This is a genomic window from Pseudomonas sp. MF6396, assembly GCF_002018915.1.
Taxonomy (GTDB): Bacteria; Pseudomonadota; Gammaproteobacteria; order Pseudomonadales; family Pseudomonadaceae; genus Aquipseudomonas; species Aquipseudomonas palmensis.
On record NZ_MVOK01000005.1, the window covers coordinates 103,416 to 123,736 of the forward strand.

Consider the following 20,321-nt stretch of genomic DNA (forward strand, 5'->3'; position numbering starts at 1 on the left):
CCATGCCCAAGCAGATACGCCTCAATGCCTTTGCCATGAACACCGTCGGCCACCTGTCGCCGGGCTTGTGGCGCCATCCGCGTGACCAGGCCACGCGCTACACCGACATCCATTACTGGACCGAGCTGGCCAGGACCCTGGAGCGCGGCAAGATCGACGGGTTGTTCATCGCCGATGTGCTGGGCGCCTACGACGTGTACGGCGGCAACGCCGACGAGGCGCTGCGCACGGCAGCGCAGGTGCCGGTCAACGACCCGCTGCAGCTGGTGCCGGCCATGGCCGCCGTCACCGAGCACCTGGGGTTTGGCGTGACCGCCTCGGTGTCGTTCGAGCACCCGTACCCGTTTGCCCGGCGCATGTCCACGCTCGACCACCTGACCCGTGGCCGCGCCGGCTGGAACATCGTCACCTCGTACCTGTCCAGCGGGGCGCGCAACCTTGGCCAGCGCGAACAGCTGTCGCATGACCAGCGCTACGCCCTGGCCGAGGAGTACCTGCAGGTCTGCTACAAGCTGTGGGAGGCCAGCTGGGAAGACGACGCCGTGCGCGCCGACCGCGCCAGCGGGGTGTATGCCGACCCGGCCAAGGTGCACGGCATCGGCCACCAGGGCGAGTTCTTCCAGGTGCCGGGCTTTCACCTGTGCGAGCCTTCGCCCCAGCGCACCCCGGTGCTGTACCAGGCCGGTGCCTCGACGCGCGGCAGGGCGTTTGCGGCGGCCAACGCCGAGTGCGTGTTCGTTGCTGCGCCGAGCAAGACGGTGCTCAAGAACCAGGTGGCGCAGGTGCGCGCTGCGGCGGTGGCGGCCGGCCGCGCACCGGGCGATATCCTGGTGCTGGAGCAGCTTACGGTGATTGTCGCCCCCACTGATGAACAGGCCCTGGCGCGCCTGCGCGAGTACCGCGAGTACGCCAGCGCCAGCGGTGCGCTGACGCTGATGTCGGGCTGGACCGGCATCGACTTCGCCCAGTACCAGAGCGACCAGGTGCTGCGCGAAGTGCAGAGCGATGCGATCCAGTCGGCGGTGGAAGCCTTCACCCGTGCCGACCCCAGCCGCACCTGGACCACCGCCGAAATTGCCGACTATTGCGCCATCGGTGGTGACGGCCCGGTACTGGTGGGCTCGGCGCAGACGGTGGCCGACCAGTTGCAGGAATGGGTGCAAGACACCGACGTGGACGGTTTCAACCTGGCCAGCGTGGTGGCCCCGGAAACCTTCGAGGCGGTGGTCGACCTGCTGGTGCCCGAGCTGCAGGCCCGTGGCCTGTTCAAGCGCGATTACGCCCCGGGCACGCTGCGCAACAAGCTGTTCGACGCAGGTGACCGGCTGGGCGCGCCGCACCCGGCCGCCGCGCTGCGCAGGGGCGCTGGGCAATGAGCGAGCTGCTGACCCATGTCAACTGGCCCGAGGTGGGCCAGGCCTGCCTCGACACCTTGAACATGCTCGGCGTCGCGCTGGGTTTCACGGTGCTGATGGGGCTGCCGCTGGGGGTGCTGCTGTACCTCACCGGCCAGCGCCAGTTGCTGGCCTCGCCGCTGGTGTACCGCGTGCTGTCGGTGGTGGTGAACGTGCTGCGTTCGATGCCGTTCATCATCCTGCTGATTGTGCTGATCCCGCTCACCCAGGTGGTGGCCGGTACTTCGCTGGGCGTGCCCGGCGCCATACCGCCGCTGGTGATCGGCTGTACGCCGTTCTTTGCGCGGCTGGTGGAAATCGCCCTGCGCGAGGTCGACCGCGGCCTGGTGGAGGCCACCCAGTCGATGGGTGGCAGCACCTGGCAGATCGTGTGGCACACCGTGCTGCCCGAGGCGCGCACCGGCCTGATTGCGGCGGTGACGGTGACCGCCATCGTGCTGGTGGACTACACGGCGATGGCCGGGGTGGTCGGCGGCGGCGGCCTGGGCGACCTGGCGATCCGCTTCGGCTACCAGCGCTTTCAGACCGACGTGATGGTGGTGACCGTGCTGCTGCTGATCGTGCTGGTACAGGTGCTGCAGGTGAGTGGCGACCGGCTGGTGCGGCGCTTCACCCGGCGTTGAATTGTGTTTCCCGTCAGCGGCAGCCGGGTTTCGCTGCCGCCGGCCCACGTATCCCACGGCGGCCAATGTTCTACCTGTTCAGGAGCAAGCCCATGAAGAAGACCCTGGCCGTACTGGCCGCCGTGCTGTCGCTGTCGGCGCACGCCAACGAGAAACTGGTGGTGGGTGCCACCCCGGTGCCGCATGCCGAGATCCTCGAGTTCGTCAAACCGGCGCTGGCGGCCGAAGGCGTGGACCTGGACATCAAGGTGTTCAGCGATTTCATCCAGCCCAACCTGCAACTGGCCGAGAAGAACCTGGACGCCAACTACTACCAGTACCGGCCGTTCCTCGACGAATTCAACGCCACCCGCAAGACCGACCTGGTGCCGGTGGTGGGCGTGCACATCGAGCCTTTCGGTGCGTACTCCACCCGCATCAGGAGCATCGCCGAGCTCAAGGACGGCGCCAGCGTCGCCATCCCCAACGACCCGGTCAACGCCGGGCGGGCCCTGGTGCTGCTGCACGAAGCCGGGCTGATAACCCTCAAGGACCCGAGCAACACCCTGGCGACCCAGCGCGACATCGCGGCCAACCCAAGGCACCTGAAGATTCGCGAACTCGAAGGCGCGCTGCTGGCCCGTGCGGTGAACCAGGTGGACCTGGCGTTCGTCTTCGCCAACTACGCGCTGGAGGCGGGCATCGATACCAGCAGCGCGCTGATCGTGGAGAAGGGCAAGGACCTGTACGTGGAGTACCTGGTCGCACGCCCCGACAACATCGATGACCCGCGCATCCAGAAGCTGGCCAAGGCGCTGAACTCGCCACAGGTGCGCGACTTCATCCTGACCCGCTACAAGGGCCAGATAGTGCCCGGCTTCTGAGCCCCGGTGGCCTGCGCTGGCGACAGCGCGGGCCTTGGTCGAATCGCATCCTTCGCAGGGCAGGCCTTGATCCATGGTCAGTTTCAATCAACAGCCGCTGGCAGGCGCCGTGCATATCCGCCTGGTGGGGCTCGGCAAGCAGTACCCGGGGCGCGAGCGCACTGTGCATGCGCTGCGCGACATCAACCTGGAGATACGCCGGGGCGAGGTGTTCGGCATCATCGGGCGCAGCGGCGCGGGCAAGTCGTCGCTGCTGCGTTCGCTCAACCGCCTGGAGCAACCCAGCAACGGCCAGGTGCTGATCGACGGCGAGGACATCGCCGGCTACGACACCGCGCAACTGGCCCGTCAGCGCCAGCGCACCGGCATGATCTTCCAGCACTTCAACCTGATGTCGGTGAAAACCGTCGGCGAGAACATCGGCCTGCCGCTCAAGCTGGCCGGCATTGGCCGCGCCGAGCGCGAGCGGCGGGTGAGCGAGATGCTGCAACTGGTGGGCCTGGAGGACAAGCGCGATGCCTTCCCTGCACAGCTGTCCGGTGGCCAGAAGCAGCGCGTCGGCATCGCCCGGGCGCTGGTGCTGCAGCCCGATCTGCTGCTGTGCGACGAGGCGACCTCGGCGCTGGACCCGCAAAGCACCCAGTCGATTCTGGCGTTGCTACGCGATATCAACCGGCGCCTGAACCTGACCATCGTGCTGATTACCCACGAGATGGAAGTGATCCGCGAGCTGTGCGACCGCGTGGTGGTGCTGGAGGCGGGCGAGGTGGTGGAGCAGGGCGAGGTGTGGCGGGTGTTCGGCTGCCCGTGCCACGAGGTGACCCGCACCCTGCTGCGCACCCTGCACCCTGGCGGCGCCCATGACCTGGCCTCAGCCAGCGCCGGCGACTGGCTGCTCGACCTGCATTACACCGGGGCCCGTGGCCAGGCGCCGGAGCTGAGCGCGATCAGCGCGGCACTGGGTTACCCGACCCACCTGGTGCAGGCCAATATCGAGCGTATCCAGGGGCGTATCCTTGGCCGTCTGCGCGTGCGCGTGGAGGCCCCTGAACAGGTGTGTGCGCAGGTGCTGCAGCAGGCCCGCACAGTGGCCGACAGCGTCGAGCGGGTGGCCGCACGGGCCTGAGCCGACCCGCCTGCACCGGGTAGCCCGGGCCCTGCCCGTTACTGGCTGGCGGCGGGCCTGGCCTGGCCGGCACGCACGTCGAAGGCGCCCCCGGTGAAGGCGCCATCCACCGTCACCTTGCTTTTGCCGGGCAGCAGCGGGAACACCAGTTCGGCGAAGCGGTAGGCTTCCTCCAGGTGCGGGTAGCCCGACAGCACGAAGCGGTCCACGCCCAGGGCGACGTACTCCTGCAGCCGTGCCGCCACCGTGGCCGGGTCGCCGACCAGTGCGGTGCCGGCGCCGCCACGCACCAGGCCGACCCCGGCCCACAGGTTGGGCGAGACTTCCAGTCGGTCGCGGCGCCCGCCGTGCAGCGCGGCCATGCGCCGCTGGCCTTCGGAATCCATGCTGGCGTAGTTGGCCTGTGCGGCGGCGATGGTGGCCTCGTCCAGGTGGCTGATCAGTTCCTCGGCCGCCGCCCAGGCCTGTTCACTGGTTTCACGCACGATCACATGCAGGCGCACGCCAAACTGCACCGTGCGCCCGTGGCGGGCGGCACGGGCGCGCACGTCGGCGATCTTTTCGGCCACCGCGGCGGGTGGCTCGCCCCAGGTCAGGTAGGCGTCCACATGCCTGGCCGCCAGCTCGTGCGCGGCGGCTGACGAGCCACCGAAGTACAGCGGCGGGTAGGGCGTCTGCACCGGCGCGAAGAAGTTCTGCGCGCCCTCCACCCGCAGGTGCTCGCCGTGAAAGTCGACCCGTTCGCCACTGAGCAGTTGACGCCACACGGTGAGGAATTCGTCGGCGGCGTCGTAGCGCTGGTCGTGCGCGAGAAACACGCCATCGGCGGCCAGCTCGGTGGCATCGCCGCCGGGCACCACGTTGAGCAGCAGGCGTCCGCCGCTGGCCTGGTCGAGGGTGGCGGCCTGGCGCGCCGACGCGGTGGGGTTGCCCAGCGAGGTGCGCAGGGCCACCAGCAGCTTGAGGCGGTGGGTCACCGGCACCAGGCTGGCGGCGGTGACCCAGGGGTCGAGGCAGCTACTGCCGGTGGGGATGAGAATGCCGTCATAGCCGAGGTTCTCGGCGGCCACGGCAATCTGGCGCATGTAGGCGTTGGTGGCCGGGCGCCCGCTGGCGGAGTGGCCGAGGTAGCGGGTGTCGCCGGAGGTGGGCAGAAACCAGAAGATATCGAGGCTCATGGTGGGGTGCTCGTTGCAGGAAGAATGGGCCACCGCCCCGGCCGGGACGGCGTGCAACGCAAGGTGGGTGAAGTCGCTGCTTGCTTGGGCAAGTCTGGGTCAGATCGACAGGTTGATGACGCGTGTGGCGTTCGGCTCCGGTGGCGGCTGGCGCTTGTTCACCACCAGTTCGCCGACGCGGATCAGCAGGGCACGGGTGACGTTGCGGCTCAGGCCGAGCAGGCGTGCGGTGTGCACCTGGTTGTAGTGGCAGAAGCGGTAGGCACTGCGCAGCAGCGCCTCCTCGACCTTTTCATGCAGCGCGCCGTGCTCTTCTTCGAACAGCTTCTGAAACGCGCGCTGCAACAGGGCGTTGGCGGATGTGTCCGGGGCGGGTGTGCCCTCGGGCCGCTCGATGCGCAGGTTGGACAGGCGCAGGTCGTCCTGCTGGATCACGCCGTCATGGCAGATCAGCAGGGTGTGGTGGATGACGTTTTCCAGCTCGCGGATGTTGCCCGGCCAGTCGTAGCTGGCCAGCTTGTGCTCGGCCTCGCTGCTCAACTGCACATCGCCATAGCCCAGGCGGGCGCTGTAGCTGGCCATGAAGTGGCGGGTCAGCGGCAGGATATCGCCGGGGCGCTCGCGCAGCGGGTACAACTGCAGGCTGACCACGTTGAGGCGGTAGAACAGGTCTTCGCGAAAGTGCCCGGCGTTGATCGCCTTTTCCAGCTGCACGTTGGTGGCGGCCAGCACGCGCACGTTGATCGGGATGCTCTTGCGCGACCCCAGGCGCACCACTTCGCGCTCCTGCAGCACACGCAGCAGCTTGACCTGGATGGCCATCGGCAGGTCGCCGATCTCGTCGAGAAACAGCGTGCCGCCGTCGGCTTCCTCGAACCAGCCGGCCTTGGACGCCAGGGCGCCGGTGAAGGCGCCCTTTTCGTGGCCGAACAGTTCGGCCTCGACCAGCGACTCGGAGAACGCCCCGCAGTTGACCGCCACGAACGGCCCGTGGTGGCGCCGGCTGAGGTTGTGGATATGTCGCGCCACCAGCTCCTTGCCCGTACCGGTTTCGCCAATGATCAGCACGCTGGCCTCACTCGGCGCGACCTGCTGCAGGTGGGCGAGCAGCGCCTGCGACCTCGGGTCTTCGAACACCTGTGCGGTGGCCCTGATCGAGGTGGCCAGGGTTGGCGATGGCGGGAGCGTCAACAGGTGCATGGGCAGCCCTCAGGAGTAGAAGGACGGGGCGGGCACCGTCCGGTTCAGGGCCCAGTCACCCAGCTCGTGGACCTTGTAGTCCACCGGGTCGTGCAGGGTCTGGGTGCGCAGGTTGCGCCAGTAGCGATCGAAGCGCAGCGAGGCATGCGTGGCGCGCGCGCCGGTCACTTCGAACAGGCGGTTGCACAGGTCCAGGCCGGTGCGGGTGGCCGCCACCTTGGCCGCCGCGATGGACAGCGCCAGTTGCCCGCGCTCGTCGCTGCTCAGCGTGGGGCCCTTGTGCCAGGCTTCGTCGAGCTGGTTGCAGGCGCGTTCGGCCAGCAGCCGAACGCCTTCCAGGCCCACCCAGAAGTCGCCGTAGTGGCGCAGGATGTACGGGTCTTCGCTGACGTGCCGGGCATTGGACTTGAACCACGGTCGCCCTTCCTTGAGCGTGTACTGGCGCGCCTCTTCCAGCGCCCCTTCGGCGATGCCGAGGAAGATGTGCGCAAAGTGCAGTTGCGCGATCAGCGGGCGCAGGCAGGCGAACGGGGTGCTCAGCGGGCCGGGGTCGAGCAGCAGTTCGGATTCCTCGACGCGCACGCGCTCGAAGGTGGCGCTGCCGCTGTCGGTCTGGCGCTGCCCCATGTTGTTCCAGTCGCCATGCAGGGTGATGCCGGTACGTGCCGTGGGGATGGCAGCGATCAGCAACTTGCCGCCGGCGCTTTCATCCACCGCCGAGGCGATCAGCATTTCCGAGTCGCTGGCGCCGGAGCAGAAGCTCTTCTTGCCCGAGAATTCGCGCCAGCCGTCGTACTTCTTGACCACGGTGCGGGTGTCGAGCGGGTTCAGGGCATTGCCCCAGAACCAGTTCTTGCGGGCGGTCTGTTCGAACCAGGGCTGCCACTGGTCGGGGCTGGAGAACAGGCGCACGGTGGCCAGCATCAGGTGCTGGAAGCCGAACACGTGGGCGATGGAGCTGTCGACCCGGGCGAACTCGCGCACGATGTTCAGGGTTTCGCCCCAGCTGGCGCCCATGCCGCCGAACTGCGTGGGAATGCTCAGGGCCAAGAGGCCGCTGTGGCGAATGGCGTCACGCTCGGCCTTGGGTGTGCCGCCGCGCTCGTCGCGTTCGGCGGCGGTCAGTGCGAACTCGGCGGCCAGCGCGCGCGCGGTCTGCAGCGGGCTGAGCAGGGTGGGTTCCGGTTGCTTGGCACTCATGCGGTCTGCGCCTTGGGCAGCACATCGTTGGCGATCATTTCGCCGAACGGCCCGGTCAGGTTGGTGACGCCGCGCCCGGCCAGGCTGGCGTAGGGTTCTGGCAGCAGCGGGAACACCAGCTCGGCGAAGCGGTAGGCCTCCTCCAGGTGCGGGTAGCCGGAGAAGATGAAGCTTTCGATGCCCAGGTCGGCGTACTCCTTGATGCGCGCGGCCACCTGTTGCGGGTCGCCCACCAGCGCGGTGCCGGCGCCGCCCCGTACCAGGCCCACACCGGCCCACAGGTTGGGGGCGATCTCCAGCTGGTCGCGGCGACCGCCGTGCAGGGCAGCCATGCGCCGTTGGCCTTCGGGGTCGAAGCGCGCGAAGGACTGTTGCGCCGCGGCGATGGTGTCGTCGCTGATGTGCGCGATCAGGCGGTCGGCGGCCTGCCAGGCCTCTTCGGCGGTTTCGCGCACGATCACGTGCAGGCGGATGCCGAACTTCACCGTGCGCCCGTGCCTGGCGGCGCGGGCGCGCACATCGGCGATCTTCTCGGCGACGGCGGCGGGCGGTTCGCCCCAGGTGAGGTAGACGTCCAGCTGTTCGGCGGCCAGGTCATGGGCGGCGTCGGACGAGCCACCGAAGTACAGCGGCGGGTAGGGCTTTTGTACCGGTGGGTAGAGCGCCTTGGCGTTCTCGACCTTGAAGTGCTTGCCCTCGAAATCCACCGACTCGCCTTGCAGTACGCGGCGCCAGATACGCAGGAACTCGTCGGTGACCTCGTAGCGTTCGCTGTGGCTGAGGTGGATGCCGTCGCCGCGGTTCTCGTCGGGGTCGCCGCCGGTGACCACGTTGATCAGCAGGCGCCCGCCGGACAGGCGGTCCAGGGTGGCGGTCATGCGCGCCGACACGGTGGGCGAGATGATGCCGGGGCGTATCGCCACCAGGTAGCGCAGGCGTTCGGTCAGCGGCGCCAGGGCCGAGGCGACCACCCAGGAGTCCTCGCACGAGCGGCCGGTGGGGATCAGCACGCCGTGGTAGCCCAGGCCATCGGCGGCCTGGGCGATCTGCTTGAGGTAGTTGAGGGTGACCGGGCGCGCGCCGTCGCTGGTGCCGAGGAAATGACCGTCGCCGTGGGTGGGCAGGAACCAGAACACGTTCACCGTTCGGCCCCGCTGGCGAGCTTGCGCTGGCTGTGGGCGTGTGCGGCGAAGAACGGTGCGGCACGCTCGGCGGCCAGGCTGACACGGGCTTGCAGCACCGGGCTGCTGACCTGGTAGTTCTGCAGGTCGCCTTCGCTGCCATACACGCCGATGGGCAGGGTCAGGGCCTGGAAGAAGCTGAACAGCGGGCGCAGCTGGTGGTCGATCACCAGCGCATGTAGCGGGCTGCCACCGGTGGGGGCCAGCAGCACCGGGGTGTCGATCAGGCTGTCCTGGCCCACCAGGTCGAACAGGTGCTTGAGCAGGCCGGGGTAGGAGCCCCGGTAAACCGGCGAGGCAACGATCAGCAGGTCGGCATGCTCGATGGCCTGCAGCTGCTGTTCGACCGTGGCCGGCAGTTCGGCGCGCGACAGGGCGCCGCCTACCGGGCGGGCGATCTCGCTCAGCTCGATGAGCTGGGCGTCGATGTGCAGGTGCTTGCCCAGCTCGGCGACGATCGCCTCGGTCAGTGCCAGGGTGCGTGAGGGGCGATAGGCGCCGCCGGAAACGGCGACGACCTTGAGTGCTGCGGTCATGTGTGCGTCCTGTGGTGTGGCCCTGCGCTCAGAGCGTTACCCAGGCTTGAGCAAGAGCCGTACCACAGTCGCAGGCCCCGTTTTTGCTGGGCCTGGCGCGGTAGTGAGGTGGCAATGGTGTTGGTGCGGGAGGTTTTTGTTGGCTGGCTGTTGCTGGGGCAACAGTTGCTGGGCAGACAGTTGGCTATCTGTGTAGGCCTGGCGCGCTACTGCTTGGGTTGCAGCGAATCGTGGTGCATCAACTTGCCGCGTTGGCGAAGTACTGGCTGGGCGCCGCGCCCAGCACGCGCCGGAACACACTGGTGAACGCACTGGGGCTGCTGTAGCCAAGGTCCGTCGCCACCCGCGTGATCGCCTCGCCATTGCCCAGGCGCACCACCGCCGCCATCAGGCATGCCTGCTGTCGCCATGCCACGAAGCTGATGCCGGTGTGCTGGCGAAACAGCCGGGTGAAGGTGCGCCGGCTCATGCCCACCTGGCGGGCCATGTCATCGATCCCTGTATCCAGCGAGGGCTGTGCCAGCAAGTGCTGGCAGGCCCGGGCGAGCCTGGGTTCGCTGGGCAGCGGTGCATTCAGCGACAGCGCCGGCATGTCGGCAATCTCGTGCAGCAGCAGGTTCATCAGGTAGCCCTCGCGGCTGCCTTCGGCATACAGCGCCGGCACATCCCGGGCGCCCAGCAGCAGTTGGCGCAGCAGCGTCGACACACCGAACACCTGGCAGTGTTCGGGCAGGCCGAGGCGGGTGGCGGCAGGCTGGCGCACATAGGTGTTCAGCATCGTCACCGGGCCGTTCATGCTCATCTCGTGGGGCACGCCTGCGGGCACCCAGATGGCCCGCTGCGGCGGCACCACCCAGTTGCCCTGGCGGGTGAACACCGTGATCACCCCGCAGGCCGCATAGGCGAACTGCCCACGCTGATGGGTATGCAAGGCAAAGTGCTGCCCGTCGCCATAGTCGTTGGCCGTGACCACGGCGTCGCGGGGGGTGTGTTCATAGGGGTCGATGTCGATTTCGCGCATGGCCCGAATTTAATGATCTATGACCTGATAGTGCAAGCGAGCCAGTGTGCTCATTGCGCATAGTGGCGCCCTGACTTTCGGGATAGGTACGCCATGCAAAAGAAACATCTGGCCCTGGCCGTGCTGGTGACGGCGGTGTGGGGGTTCAACTTTCCCATCACCAAGCTCGGCCTGGCCGCGATTGACCCGCTGCTGTTGACGGCGTTTCGATTCACCCTGGCGGCGTTGCCGTGGGTGTTCTTCATCCGGCGCCCGGCGGTCGGCCTGGGCTGGGTGGCGGCATACGGGTTGATCTTTGGCGTGGCGATGTGGGCGTTGATCAACCTGGGTATCGAGCTGGGCGTGCCGCCGGGCACGGCGGCGTTGCTGGTGCAGTTCAGTGCGTTTTTCACCCTGGGCTGGGGCGTGTTGCTGTTTCGCGAACGCCTTGGCGTGGGGCAGGGCGTCGGGGTGGTGCTGGCAGTGCTGGGGCTGGTGTCCATCATCGGTGGCAGGCCCGGCGATGGCTCGGTGGTGGGTTATGGCTTGTTGCTGGTGAGTGCGTTCAGCTGGAGTGTGGGCAACGTCATCATCAAGCGCTCGAAGGTGCGCGAGATGTTTGCCTTTGTGGTGTGGGCGAGTATGTTCGCACCGCTGCCGCTGGTGTTGCTCACCTGGCTGATGCATGGCACCGCGCCGTTCACCGGGGTGGTTGCGCAGGTGGGGTGGGTGGCGGTGTTTTCGCTGATGTTCCAGGTGTATGCGGCGACGCACTTCTGTTACTGGGGGTGGAACCTGCTGCTGCGTGAGTATCCGGTGTCGAAGGTGGCGCCGTTGTCGTTGCTGATCCCGGTATTCGGGGTGGCAGGGTCGATGGTGCTGCTGGGTCACCGGGTGGATGCGCACGAGGCGGTTTCGATCGGGTTGATTCTGGCGGCGCTGGGGGCGGGGTTCGTGAAGTGGCCTGGGCGGGCGCATTCGCCAGCAAGGCTGGCGCTTACAGGGGAGCGCGAGACGGTGTAGGCGCCAGCGTTGCTGGCGAAGTGAGGTGACATGCTCTTGCAACTGCAGCAGCTGGCAGGTTTTTAACCTTGGGAAATGTACCGCTTCAAATCAGGAATTGTCTTGTTCCAGAGGCATGCGCAAGCGCCCATCGTATTCCAGTTGCTCGCTCGAAAGGCGAGCGATTCACCGGCAGTCTGGTAAGCATCCAAACGTGATCTTGCTTGCCAGCCTGTATCCGTAGGGATACATTCAGGGCCTGATGTGATCTATTCCATAGAACAGACTTTGGCATTCAGCGGCTGGCTTCTGGCGCTACGCGATGTACGAGCGAGGATCGCCATTGGTCGACGCATCGAACGTGCGCTTGCGGGCAACTTGGGGGATACGAAGGCGGTTGGTGATGGTGTTTCAGAGATGCGCATCGATTCCGGCCCAGGCTATCGGGTGTACTTCACCGTGCGTAGCAGCGTAGCAATCTTGTTGCTGACAGGCGGGGACAAGTCTTTTCAAGCAGCAGATATCCGGATGGCCAAGCGGTTGGCCAAAGAGGTTTGACCATGAGCGTTACATTGATTCCATTCGACATGGCGGCACTGCTTGATAGTGATGAAGCCATCAGCGAGTACTTGTCTCAGGTGCTGGCAGAGGGCGACAGCGACGAGCTTTTACGTGCAATAGGGTACGTGGCCAAAGCGCGCGGAATGTCGCTGGTTGCCAAAGAGACTGGATTGGGAAGAGAGAGCCTTTACAAGGCCTTCGCGCCAGGCGCCAAGCCTCGTTTCGATACGGTGCTGAAGGTGATGCATGCGCTGGGAATCGAACTCTGTGCGCGCTCGCATCGAGGGGCTTCGGTGTAGGTTGATTCTGGAATGCTTCAGCGACTTTTTTGTCTGGAAACAACTTCTGAGCTGCCTGTATGGCAGCCCAGAAAAATCACCGTGTCCTCAGTGAATCGCCTCAGAGTGAACGCTGAAGAACTCAGCGGAACACTGCTGCTCGACCTACCGTTTGGGGGATAGCAATCCCCAAGCCCTGGTGGCGGGTAGCCCGCGCCAACCGGTGAGGGCACTGATCGCTACTGCACCGGATCACTCACCGGCTTGGCAATGATCGCCTTGAGTTCACTGGTCATCGGGAACTCGAGGTTCAAGCCTTTTGGCGGGATCGGCTGCTCAAACCAGCGCTGGTAGATCCCGTTGATCTCCCCCGAGCTGTACAGCTCGCCCAGTGTCGAATTCACCAGTGCGAGGAATTGCGGATCGTCCTTGCGCACCATGCAGCTGTAGATTTCCCGAGACTGCTCCTCCCCAACCACTACCCACTTGTGCGGATCGCGAGCCTTGGCGCGCTCGCCGTAGAGCAACGCATCGTCCATGTAGAACGCCGCTGCCCGACCGGACTGCAACAGCTGGAAGGCTTCGCCGTGGTCCTTGGCGCTGATCACGAACATGTCGATCTTGTTATCGATGTTGTAGCTCTTCAGATAGCGCTCGTTGGTGGTGCCGGCGGTGGTCACCACGTTCTTGCCGCGCAGGTCGGCGAAGCTCTTGATCCCACTGTCGTTGGCGGTCAGCAACTGGCCTTTGACGTAGATGAAGCCGTAGGAAAACGCCACCTGTTTTTGCCGCTCAGCGGTCACGCCGGTCGAGCCACATTCCAGGTCGACCGTGCCGTTCTGCACCAGCGGAATGCGGGTTTGCGAAGTCACCAGGTTGTACTTGACCTTGAGCTGGGGCGCCGCGAGCTTTTGCTGCACGCGCTCGACGATCTTGTTCGCCAGGTCCACCGAGTAACCCATCGGTTGACCCGAGTGATCGCCCACGTAGGAGAAGGGTACCGACGCATCGCGATAACCCAGGGTAATGCTGTTGGTACTGGCAATCTTGCTCAGGGTCGGCCCCAGCGAGGTTTCTTCAGCCTGCACTTGAGTGCCGAGCAATACGCCCAGGGTGCAGCCGAGCAACGTGATTTTTTGCATTGTTATTCTCCGTTGTGGGTGATGGATTGCTTAGCGGCGGGCCGCGATAACGCTGATTTCGACTCGCACCTGCGGGCGGGCCAGCTCGGCCTGCAAGGTCGTGCGACTCGGTGCCTGGCCAGGCGACAACCAGTCCGACCATACGTAGTTCATCGCCGCGAAATCCTCACCTATGTCCTTCAGGTAAATGGTCGCGCTGAGCAGGTGATCCTTGTCGCTGCCCGCCTCGGCCAACAGCGCGTCGATTTTTGCCAGCACCTGGCGAGTCTGGCCAGCGGCGTCGGTGGCATCACCCGGTACTTGGCCGGAGAGAAACACCAGGTCGCCAAAGGTCACGGCAGCGGACAAGCGTGGATTGGTCTGGATGCGGCTGATGGTCATCGGATAGTCCTTCTCTTGGGTAATTTCAGGCCACACGGGGCGCAAAGCCCTGCAGATCAATGGAGGGGCGGCGCTGGCCGATCAGCTCGCCGAGCAACTGCGCACTGCCGCAGGCCAGGGTGAAGCCCAGGGCACCATGGCCGAGGTTGAGCCACAGGTTGCGATACGCGGTTGCGCCCAGCAGCGGCACGCCGCTAGGGGTCGCCGGGCGCATACCGGCCCACTCGATGGCCTGCTCGTAGTCGCCGGCATTGGCGAAGGTGTCACGCGCCTGGCGCTTGATCAGGGCCAGCCGCTTGGGGTCCAGCGCCGGTTCAAAGCCGACGATGTCGACCATGGCCGCTACCCGCAGTTGCTCGCCGATGCGGGCGTAGACGATCTTGCGGTCATAGTCAGTGATGCTCAGGTCCGGGGCCCGGTGGTGGGCGCCGATCGGCACGGTGAGGCTATAGCCCTTGAGCGGGTACAGGGGCAGGTGCCCCCCTGGCAACGTCAGCAGTGGGCTGCGATGGCCGGCGGCAATCACCAGATGCTCCACTGGCAGCACTTCATCCCCCAGTTCGATTGCGCTCACCATGCCATTGGCCTGGCGAATACCGGTCACGGCCTGGCCCAGGCGGAACTCGCAACGGCCCGAGGCCCGCAAACGCGCCGCCAGTAGCTGGCAGAAGCCGTGGCAGTCACCGACCTCTTCATCGGGGGTGTAGATCGCGCCAACAAAGGGGGCATCGGCCAGCGCCGGGTCCAGGCGGGCGCAGTCGGCAGACGACAGCACCTGCTGTTGCTGGGGGGCAGCCAGCCTGTGGCGGGCGTGCTCGAAGCTCGCGGTGTTGCGAAAGGTCACCAGCTTGCCATTGCGCCGCCAGTGGAAACCGTCCAGGGCATCGTCCTCGCGCCAGGCCTGCAGGGTGGCCTGGCTGAACAACGCCAGGCGCAGCAGGTGGGCTGCATTGGTGCGGTTAACGGAGGAGCGACAGGCCCCCAGAAAGGACGCCATCCAGCGCCACTGCGCCGGGTCCAGGCGGGGGCGCAGCTTCAACGGTGAATCACCGCGCAGCATCCAGCCGATGGCATGCAATGGCACGCCGGCATCGGCCAGGGGCGCCACGTAGCGATAGGACAACTGGCCGCCATTGGCAAAGCTGGTTTCACTGCCCAGCGAATCCCGCGCCTCGACCAGGGTCACCTCAACGCCATCGCGCACCAGTGCGTAAGCCGTTGCCAGGCCAATGACGCCGCCGCCGATGATGCATACACGCTGAGCCATGTCATTCCTTAGCCGTGGTTGAGACGAGACCGAGGTTAGAGCCAGGTGACAGGCGCCGAACAATGAATAAAGATGGTCATCCCATAAACAAAGGTTATGGACTCGCCATGCGCCTTCGCCACATCGAGATCTTCCAGGCCATCCGTCAGACCGGGTCGGTCAGCGCTGCCGCGCAGTTACTGCACGTCTCCCAACCCGCCGTGACCAAAGTGCTGCAACACGCTGAGCAGCATCTGGGTTTCCCGTTGTTTCTACGGGTGCGTGGCAAACTCCAGGCCACCCCGGAAGCGCTGGAGCTGGAGCGTGAGGTCGACAAGGTCACCGAAAGCCTGCAAGGGGTGCGACGCCTGGCCCAGAGCCTGCGCCGCGAGCCGGGCCACAGCCTGCGGATCGGCGCGACCCCGGCACTGGCCCTGTCGTTGTTGCCGCCGGCCATTCATGAATGGACGCAACGCTATCCGGAGATCGCCTGCGAGCTGTCCAGTGCCCATAGCCGCGAGCTGGTGCAGAACCTGCTGATGCGCGAAATCGATGTCGCCCTGACCCTGCAACTACCCGATCACCCGGGGCTCAAGGCCCAGGCGCTGGCCAGTGGGGTGTTGGTGGCGTTGGCGCCGGCCGGTTACTGGCCCCAGGAGGAAGAAGGCCAGCCGCTGCCGCTGCAGGCCCTGGCCGACGCGCCGCTGATCGGGCTGTCCAGTGCCGATCCGCTGTCGGCCCGCCTCGACAGCTATCTCGAGGCGGTAGAGCCGCCGCCACGGGTGAGCATCGCGGTGCAAACCTATTCACTGGCCAGGGCGATGGTCGAATCCGGTGCAGGGCTGGCGGTGATCGATCCCTTCACCGCCCTCAGCGCGTCGCCTGGGGCCACCGCCATTCGCCCCCTGGCTCCAGCGTTGCCGATCACCCTGTACGCGGTGACCCGCGCTGCCGAACCGCCACCGCATACACTGGGCGAGCTGCTGACGATCTTCAGCACTCGTGCGCAGGGGCAATTGGATTGTTGGCGCTGAAGCGTTGACTTGCCAGGGAAGGGGATGAAACCCCAGAGACTAAAAAGCCCGCAGTCAGCGGGCTTTATGGGTGTTGCGTAGTCGTCGTTGGACGGCTATGTACATCGAAATAGTAATGGGTTTGGAAGCCATTCGGTAAGAACATCCAAAACAGAGTTGGGCTGTGATAAGCGATGTGTTTTCCACCGCATACGAAAAACCGTAATTGCTACATTAGAGCGTGCAGATGTAAAAAACCTTGTCATCATTTCATGGGTAGGTCATAAAGCAGAGGGTTTGTTGCGGATGACTGTTGACAGGTATTCCGAAGGAAAGCACTTGAAGAACTCGCATAAAAGTTCCAGTCTTAAATATATTGCATCCCCGCGATGTTGGAATGCTGGCGTTTAACTATTGCTCAAATGGTGATAGCATTTTGCCTTACCAGCAAGGCTTGGCTCTCGCGATTCAACTGAATGGATAAGGAAAAGATGGAAAAAATTAAAAGCTTTGTGCTGGCATCGTTGGTTGCCGCTTTTGCGTGCACAGCATCAGCAGAAACCTTTGAACACGTCGAGCTTGATAAAGACAGAAGAAGCGTTGAGTATTCTGGACCTATCAATAAGACAATCAGTGCGATTAAAGAACGTAAATGGCTAGGACAAACCAAGGCTATGGATGGTGGGGTCGTGTTCACCCCTTATGTGAATCCCCAATTCGGTAAGAACAATACTGAATCCGGGGGTGCCATTATGGTGACTGCTACATTCTATCTCTATGACAAGCCAGTCAAAGAAGCGTTGATGGTTGCACGTCAAAGTCAAATTCCCGGTTTTGTTGAGTTTTATGGCTATGATTCAAGGGAGCTTCAAATGCATATAAGAATGGTTGACGATGACACCTTTCAATCGTTCGCAAGTGATACGCAATATCGCTCTCCTGAAAAGCTGAATACTTACAAGAAAGTCGACAGTTTCAATAAGAGTAATTACAAGAGCGAGTTGAAGTCTGCCTTGGATGATGGCACTGTTTTTTGAAATGTGTAAACGACAATAAAGCACATCAGTGTTTTTGTTGATTTGAGGTCGATGAAGAGAAGATAGACCGCGTTCGTATAATGGTCGATAACTATCAGGCTGCCTTTCAAGGTGGCCTTTTCAATGCCTGCTATACAGTTGCCAAGCATTGTTGAATGCTTGATTTGTTCGGTCTTTTAATTTCGATGACAGTCAAATAATGGCTTAATGCAACGAAATATTGTGTCAATGGTAGATTGAAAATATATGTAGGGTTGGATGGTAGCTGTCAAAAATTAAAAGTTAGGGTTAGACCCGTGCTCAATTTTCATGCTTGAACACGTTCAACCGCAAAAAACGACCTTGCCGGAGACGCGAAGGTTCTTGAATACCCATAAAATCTATTGCCTTTTGTGGGTTTGTATGATCTTGGCTTCGCGTGGTGTAACGCTTTGGGGCCGCATTTTCCGAGGGAAATGGGTTTGAGAAGAACAGATTTTCTGGATAGAAAAAGGGGTAGAAATTTCTTTCTACCCCTTCTCTAAGTCCTTGATTTACAAGGATTTGTATGGTGCCCCGAGGGAGACTCGAACTCCCACTCCTTTCGAAAACGGATTTTGAATCCGCCGCGTCTACCAATTCCGCCATCAGGGCTTGTGGCGGCGAAGTATAGTGAGGCGCCTACCGTTGGTCAATCAGCTTTCATGGTCAATTTTGCCGCTTTCCGCTAAACTTTGCGGCCCTGTCAAACCGATCACCATCATGCGCGTCGCCGATTTCTCCTTTGAGCTTCCAGATTCCCTGATCGCCCGCCATCCACTGGCTGAACGGCGCAGCAGCCGGCTGTTGACCCTCGACGGGCCTACCGGCACGCTCGCGCATCGCCAGTTCACCGACCTGCTCGAGCACCTGCGCCCGGGCGATCTGATGGTGTTCAACAACACCCGGGTGATCCCGGCCCGACTGTTCGGCCAGAAGGCCTCCGGTGGCAAGCTGGAGATCCTCATCGAGCGCGTGCTCGACAGCCATCGCGTGCTCGCCCACGTGCGCTCGAGCAAGTCGCCCAAGCCAGGCACCCAGCTGCTGATCGACGGCGGCGGCGAAGCCGAGATGGTCGCGCGCCACGACGCGCTGTTCGAGCTGCGCTTCACCGAAGAGGTGCTGCCACTGCTCGACCGCGTCGGGCACATGCCGTTGCCTCCTTATATAGACCGCCCCGACGAAGGCGCCGACCGCGAGCGCTATCAGACGGTCTATGCGCAGCGCTCCGGCGCCGTGGCCGCGCCCACCGCCGGCCTGCACTTCGATGAAGAGCTGATGGGCAAGATCGCCGAAAAGGGCGTGAGCACCGCCTTCGTCACCCTGCACGTGGGCGCCGGCACCTTCCAGCCGGTGCGCGTGGAGCGCATCGAAGATCACCACATGCATAAAGAGTGGCTCGAAGTGGGCCAGGACGTGGTGGACGCCGTGGCCGAATGCCGGGCGCGCGGCGGGCGGGTGGTCGCGGTCGGCACCACCAGCGTGCGCTCGCTGGAAAGCGCGGCGCGCGACGGTACGCTCAAGCCGTTCAGCGGCGATACCGACATCTTTATTTTCCCGGGCCGCCCGTTCCACGTGGTCGACGCCCTGGTGACCAACTTCCATTTGCCCGAATCCACGCTGCTGATGCTGGTTTCGGCCTTCGCCGGTTACCCCGAGACCATGGCTGCCTACGCCGCAGCGGTGGAAAACGGCTACCGCTTCTTCAGTTACGGTGATGCCATGTTCATCACCCGCAATCCGGCGCCACGCGGGCCCGAGGATCAAGCATGAGTCGCACCTGTCGTATGTCCTTCGAGTTGCTGGCCACCGACGGCAAGGCCCGTCGCGGCCGCCTGACATTCCCCCGTGGCGTGGTCGAAACCCCGGCCTTCATGCCGGTGGGCACCTATGGCACGGTCAAGGGCATGCTGCCGCGCGACATCGAGGCCATCGGCGCGCAGATGATCCTGGGCAACACCTTCCACCTGTGGCTGCGCCCGGGCACCGAGGTGATCAAGGCCCACGGCGACCTGCACGACTTCATGAAGTGGCAGGGCCCGATCCTCACCGACTCCGGCGGCTTCCAGGTATTCAGCCTGGGCGCGATGCGCAAGATCAAGGAGGAGGGCGTGACCTTCGCCTCCCCGGTGGACGGCTCCAAGGTGTTCATGGGCCCGGAAGAGTCGATGCAGGTGCAGCGCGACCTGGGCTCGGACGTGGTGATGATTTTCGACGAGTGCACCCCGTACCCGGCCGATGAAGATGTGGCGCGCATCTCCATGGAGCTGTCGCTGCGCTGGGCCCAGCGCTCCAAGAACGCCCACGGCGACAGCACTGCGGCGCTGTTCGGCATCGTGCAGGGCGGCATGCACCGCAACCTGCGCGAGCGTTCGCTCGAGGGCCTGGACAAGATCGGCTTCGACGGCCTGGCCATTGGCGGGCTGTCGGTGGGCGAGCCCAAGCACGAGATGATCAAGGTGCTGGACTACCTGCCGGGCATGATGCCGGCTGACAAACCTCGTTACCTTATGGGGGTAGGCAAGCCGGAAGATCTCGTTGAGGGTGTGCGCCGCGGCGTCGACATGTTCGATTGCGTGATGCCCACGCGCAATGCGCGCAACGGTCATCTGTTTGTCGATACCGGCGTGCTTAAAATCCGTAACGCGTTCCATCGCCATGATGATTCGCCACTGGATCCGACCTGTGACTGCTACACCTGCCAGAACTTCTCCCGCGCTTATCTGCATCACCTGGATAAATGCGGCGAAATGTTGGGCAGCATGTTGAATACCATCCACAACTTGCGTCATTACCAGCGCCTGATGGCTGGTTTGCGCGAGGCTATTCAACAGGGTACATTGGCCGCCTTTGTCGATGCCTTTTACGCCAAGCGCGGGCTGCCTGTGCCGCCCTTGGATTGATGTTCTGTCGAACCTGACACACGTACAACAACTTGCAACTTGGAGTGCTAAATGAGCTTTCTGATTCCTGCCGCTTACGCGGACGCAGCAGCCCCGGCAGCTGCCGCCGGCCCAGCCGGTACCGGCTTCGAGTGGATTTTCCTGGTCGGCTTCCTGGTCATCTTCTACCTGATGATCTGGCGTCCACAGGCCAAGCGCGCCAAAGAGCAGAAGAACCTGCTGAGCAACCTGCAGAAAGGTGACGAAGTTGTCACCAACGGCGGTATTGCCGGCAAGATCGTCAAAGTGGCCGATGACTTCGTGGTGCTGGAAGTGTCCGACACCGTGGAACTGAAGTTCCAGAAGGGTGCTATTGCCGCGACCCTGCCCAAGGGCACGCTCAAAGCGATCTAAGTTTCAGATTTTCTACAATCGACGG

General features: G+C 63.9%; 21 protein-coding genes and 1 tRNA gene. 12 read left to right on the forward strand and 10 right to left on the reverse strand.

Annotated elements, in window-relative coordinates:
• The first annotated feature begins 2 nt into the window (after nt 1–2).
• The 4 genes from MF6396_RS06580 to MF6396_RS06595 all read left to right on the forward strand — a co-directional run bounded on the left by MF6396_RS06580 (nt 3) and on the right by MF6396_RS06595 (nt 4,027).
• Nucleotides 3–1,376, forward strand: a complete 1,374-nt coding sequence (locus MF6396_RS06580; RefSeq protein ID WP_078479929.1) for an LLM class flavin-dependent oxidoreductase — start codon at nt 3–5, stop codon at nt 1,374–1,376.
• Nucleotides 1,373–2,038 carry a methionine ABC transporter permease gene (locus MF6396_RS06585; protein ID WP_078479930.1) on the forward strand — a complete coding sequence of 222 codons (666 nt, stop codon included), beginning with the start codon at nt 1,373–1,375 and terminating at the stop codon, nt 2,036–2,038. The genes MF6396_RS06580 and MF6396_RS06585 overlap by 4 nt, the downstream gene beginning before the upstream one ends.
• A 92-nt stretch (nt 2,039–2,130) precedes the next feature.
• Nucleotides 2,131–2,901, forward strand: coding sequence for a MetQ/NlpA family ABC transporter substrate-binding protein (locus MF6396_RS06590; protein ID WP_078479931.1), 771 nt, complete (start codon nt 2,131–2,133; stop codon nt 2,899–2,901).
• A 73-nt stretch (nt 2,902–2,974) separates the two neighbouring features.
• Nucleotides 2,975–4,027 carry a methionine ABC transporter ATP-binding protein gene (locus tag MF6396_RS06595; protein WP_078479932.1) on the forward strand — a complete coding sequence of 351 codons (1,053 nt, stop codon included), beginning with the start codon at nt 2,975–2,977 and terminating at the stop codon, nt 4,025–4,027.
• A gap of 38 nt (nt 4,028–4,065) precedes the next feature.
• Here the strand turns inward: MF6396_RS06595 and ssuD (MF6396_RS06600) are convergent, their stop codons facing one another.
• From ssuD (MF6396_RS06600) to MF6396_RS06625, 6 genes are all read right to left on the reverse strand, one after another.
• Nucleotides 4,066–5,205: an FMNH2-dependent alkanesulfonate monooxygenase gene (gene ssuD / locus MF6396_RS06600; protein ID WP_043864439.1), complete on the reverse strand. Its 1,140-nt coding sequence runs from the start codon at nt 5,203–5,205 to the stop codon at nt 4,066–4,068.
• A gap of 99 nt (nt 5,206–5,304) precedes the next feature.
• Nucleotides 5,305–6,405, reverse strand: a complete 1,101-nt coding sequence (locus tag MF6396_RS06605) for a sigma-54 interaction domain-containing protein (RefSeq protein WP_078479933.1) — start codon at nt 6,403–6,405, stop codon at nt 5,305–5,307.
• A gap of 9 nt (nt 6,406–6,414) precedes the next feature.
• Nucleotides 6,415–7,605, reverse strand: coding sequence for an acyl-CoA dehydrogenase family protein (locus MF6396_RS06610; protein WP_043864441.1), 1,191 nt, complete (start codon nt 7,603–7,605; stop codon nt 6,415–6,417).
• Nucleotides 7,602–8,747: an FMNH2-dependent alkanesulfonate monooxygenase gene (ssuD, locus tag MF6396_RS06615; RefSeq protein WP_078479934.1), complete on the reverse strand. Its 1,146-nt coding sequence runs from the start codon at nt 8,745–8,747 to the stop codon at nt 7,602–7,604. The genes MF6396_RS06610 and ssuD (MF6396_RS06615) overlap by 4 nt, the downstream gene beginning before the upstream one ends.
• Nucleotides 8,744–9,322 (reverse strand): FMN reductase, encoded by a 579-nt coding sequence (gene msuE, locus MF6396_RS06620; RefSeq protein ID WP_078479935.1) that lies wholly within the window; start codon nt 9,320–9,322, stop codon nt 8,744–8,746. Before msuE ends, ssuD (MF6396_RS06615) begins: the two co-directional genes overlap by 4 nt.
• A 238-nt stretch (nt 9,323–9,560) precedes the next feature.
• Nucleotides 9,561–10,343 carry an AraC family transcriptional regulator gene (locus MF6396_RS06625; RefSeq protein ID WP_058541403.1) on the reverse strand — a complete coding sequence of 261 codons (783 nt, stop codon included), beginning with the start codon at nt 10,341–10,343 and terminating at the stop codon, nt 9,561–9,563.
• 93 nt (nt 10,344–10,436) lie between these two features.
• On the opposite strand from MF6396_RS06625, the gene MF6396_RS06630 reads away from it, so the two are divergent.
• From MF6396_RS06630 to MF6396_RS06640, 3 genes are all read left to right on the forward strand, one after another.
• Nucleotides 10,437–11,345, forward strand: coding sequence for an EamA family transporter (locus tag MF6396_RS06630; RefSeq protein WP_078479936.1), 909 nt, complete (start codon nt 10,437–10,439; stop codon nt 11,343–11,345).
• Between the two features lie 246 nt (nt 11,346–11,591).
• Nucleotides 11,592–11,882, forward strand: a complete 291-nt coding sequence (locus MF6396_RS06635; protein WP_443217201.1) for a type II toxin-antitoxin system RelE/ParE family toxin — start codon at nt 11,592–11,594, stop codon at nt 11,880–11,882.
• Between the two features lie 2 nt (nt 11,883–11,884).
• Nucleotides 11,885–12,184, forward strand: coding sequence for an addiction module antidote protein (locus tag MF6396_RS06640; protein WP_043864447.1), 300 nt, complete (start codon nt 11,885–11,887; stop codon nt 12,182–12,184).
• A 218-nt stretch (nt 12,185–12,402) separates the two neighbouring features.
• On the opposite strand, the gene MF6396_RS06645 is transcribed toward MF6396_RS06640, so the two are convergent.
• Genes MF6396_RS06645 through MF6396_RS06655 form a run of 3 tightly spaced genes read right to left on the reverse strand, consistent with a single transcriptional unit; the run spans nt 12,403 to nt 14,953 of the window.
• On the reverse strand, nt 12,403–13,305 hold the full coding sequence (locus MF6396_RS06645) for a transporter substrate-binding domain-containing protein (protein WP_043864448.1): 903 nt from the start codon (nt 13,303–13,305) through the stop codon (nt 12,403–12,405).
• A 30-nt stretch (nt 13,306–13,335) separates the two neighbouring features.
• The gene (locus tag MF6396_RS06650) at nt 13,336–13,686 is read right to left on the reverse strand and encodes a RidA family protein (protein ID WP_043864449.1); all 351 of its coding nucleotides are present in this window, start codon (nt 13,684–13,686) and stop codon (nt 13,336–13,338) included.
• 25 nt (nt 13,687–13,711) lie between these two features.
• Nucleotides 13,712–14,953: a D-amino acid dehydrogenase gene (locus MF6396_RS06655; protein ID WP_078479938.1), complete on the reverse strand. Its 1,242-nt coding sequence runs from the start codon at nt 14,951–14,953 to the stop codon at nt 13,712–13,714.
• 107 nt (nt 14,954–15,060) lie between these two features.
• Between MF6396_RS06655 and MF6396_RS06660 the strand changes: the two genes are divergently transcribed.
• Nucleotides 15,061–15,966 carry a LysR family transcriptional regulator gene (locus MF6396_RS06660; RefSeq protein WP_058541407.1) on the forward strand — a complete coding sequence of 302 codons (906 nt, stop codon included), beginning with the start codon at nt 15,061–15,063 and terminating at the stop codon, nt 15,964–15,966.
• Between the two features lie 455 nt (nt 15,967–16,421).
• Nucleotides 16,422–16,982 carry a hypothetical protein gene (locus MF6396_RS28415; RefSeq protein ID WP_143516664.1) on the forward strand — a complete coding sequence of 187 codons (561 nt, stop codon included), beginning with the start codon at nt 16,422–16,424 and terminating at the stop codon, nt 16,980–16,982.
• Between the two features lie 548 nt (nt 16,983–17,530).
• Here MF6396_RS28415 and MF6396_RS06670 read toward each other — a convergent pair.
• A tRNA-Leu gene (locus tag MF6396_RS06670) sits at nt 17,531–17,615 on the reverse strand.
• A gap of 108 nt (nt 17,616–17,723) precedes the next feature.
• On the opposite strand from MF6396_RS06670, the gene queA reads away from it, so the two are divergent.
• The 3 genes from queA to yajC are packed head-to-tail and all read left to right on the forward strand — an operon-like array spanning nt 17,724 to nt 20,296.
• Nucleotides 17,724–18,773, forward strand: a complete 1,050-nt coding sequence (queA, locus tag MF6396_RS06675; protein WP_078479939.1) for a tRNA preQ1(34) S-adenosylmethionine ribosyltransferase-isomerase QueA — start codon at nt 17,724–17,726, stop codon at nt 18,771–18,773.
• Nucleotides 18,774–18,787: 14 nt separating this feature from the next.
• Nucleotides 18,788–19,903 carry a tRNA guanosine(34) transglycosylase Tgt gene (gene tgt, locus MF6396_RS06680; protein ID WP_162484886.1) on the forward strand — a complete coding sequence of 372 codons (1,116 nt, stop codon included), beginning with the start codon at nt 18,788–18,790 and terminating at the stop codon, nt 19,901–19,903.
• A gap of 51 nt (nt 19,904–19,954) precedes the next feature.
• Complete coding sequence (gene yajC / locus MF6396_RS06685) at nt 19,955–20,296, forward strand: preprotein translocase subunit YajC (RefSeq protein ID WP_043864455.1); 342 nt, start codon at nt 19,955–19,957, stop codon at nt 20,294–20,296.
• Nucleotides 20,297–20,321 lie beyond the last annotated feature (25 nt).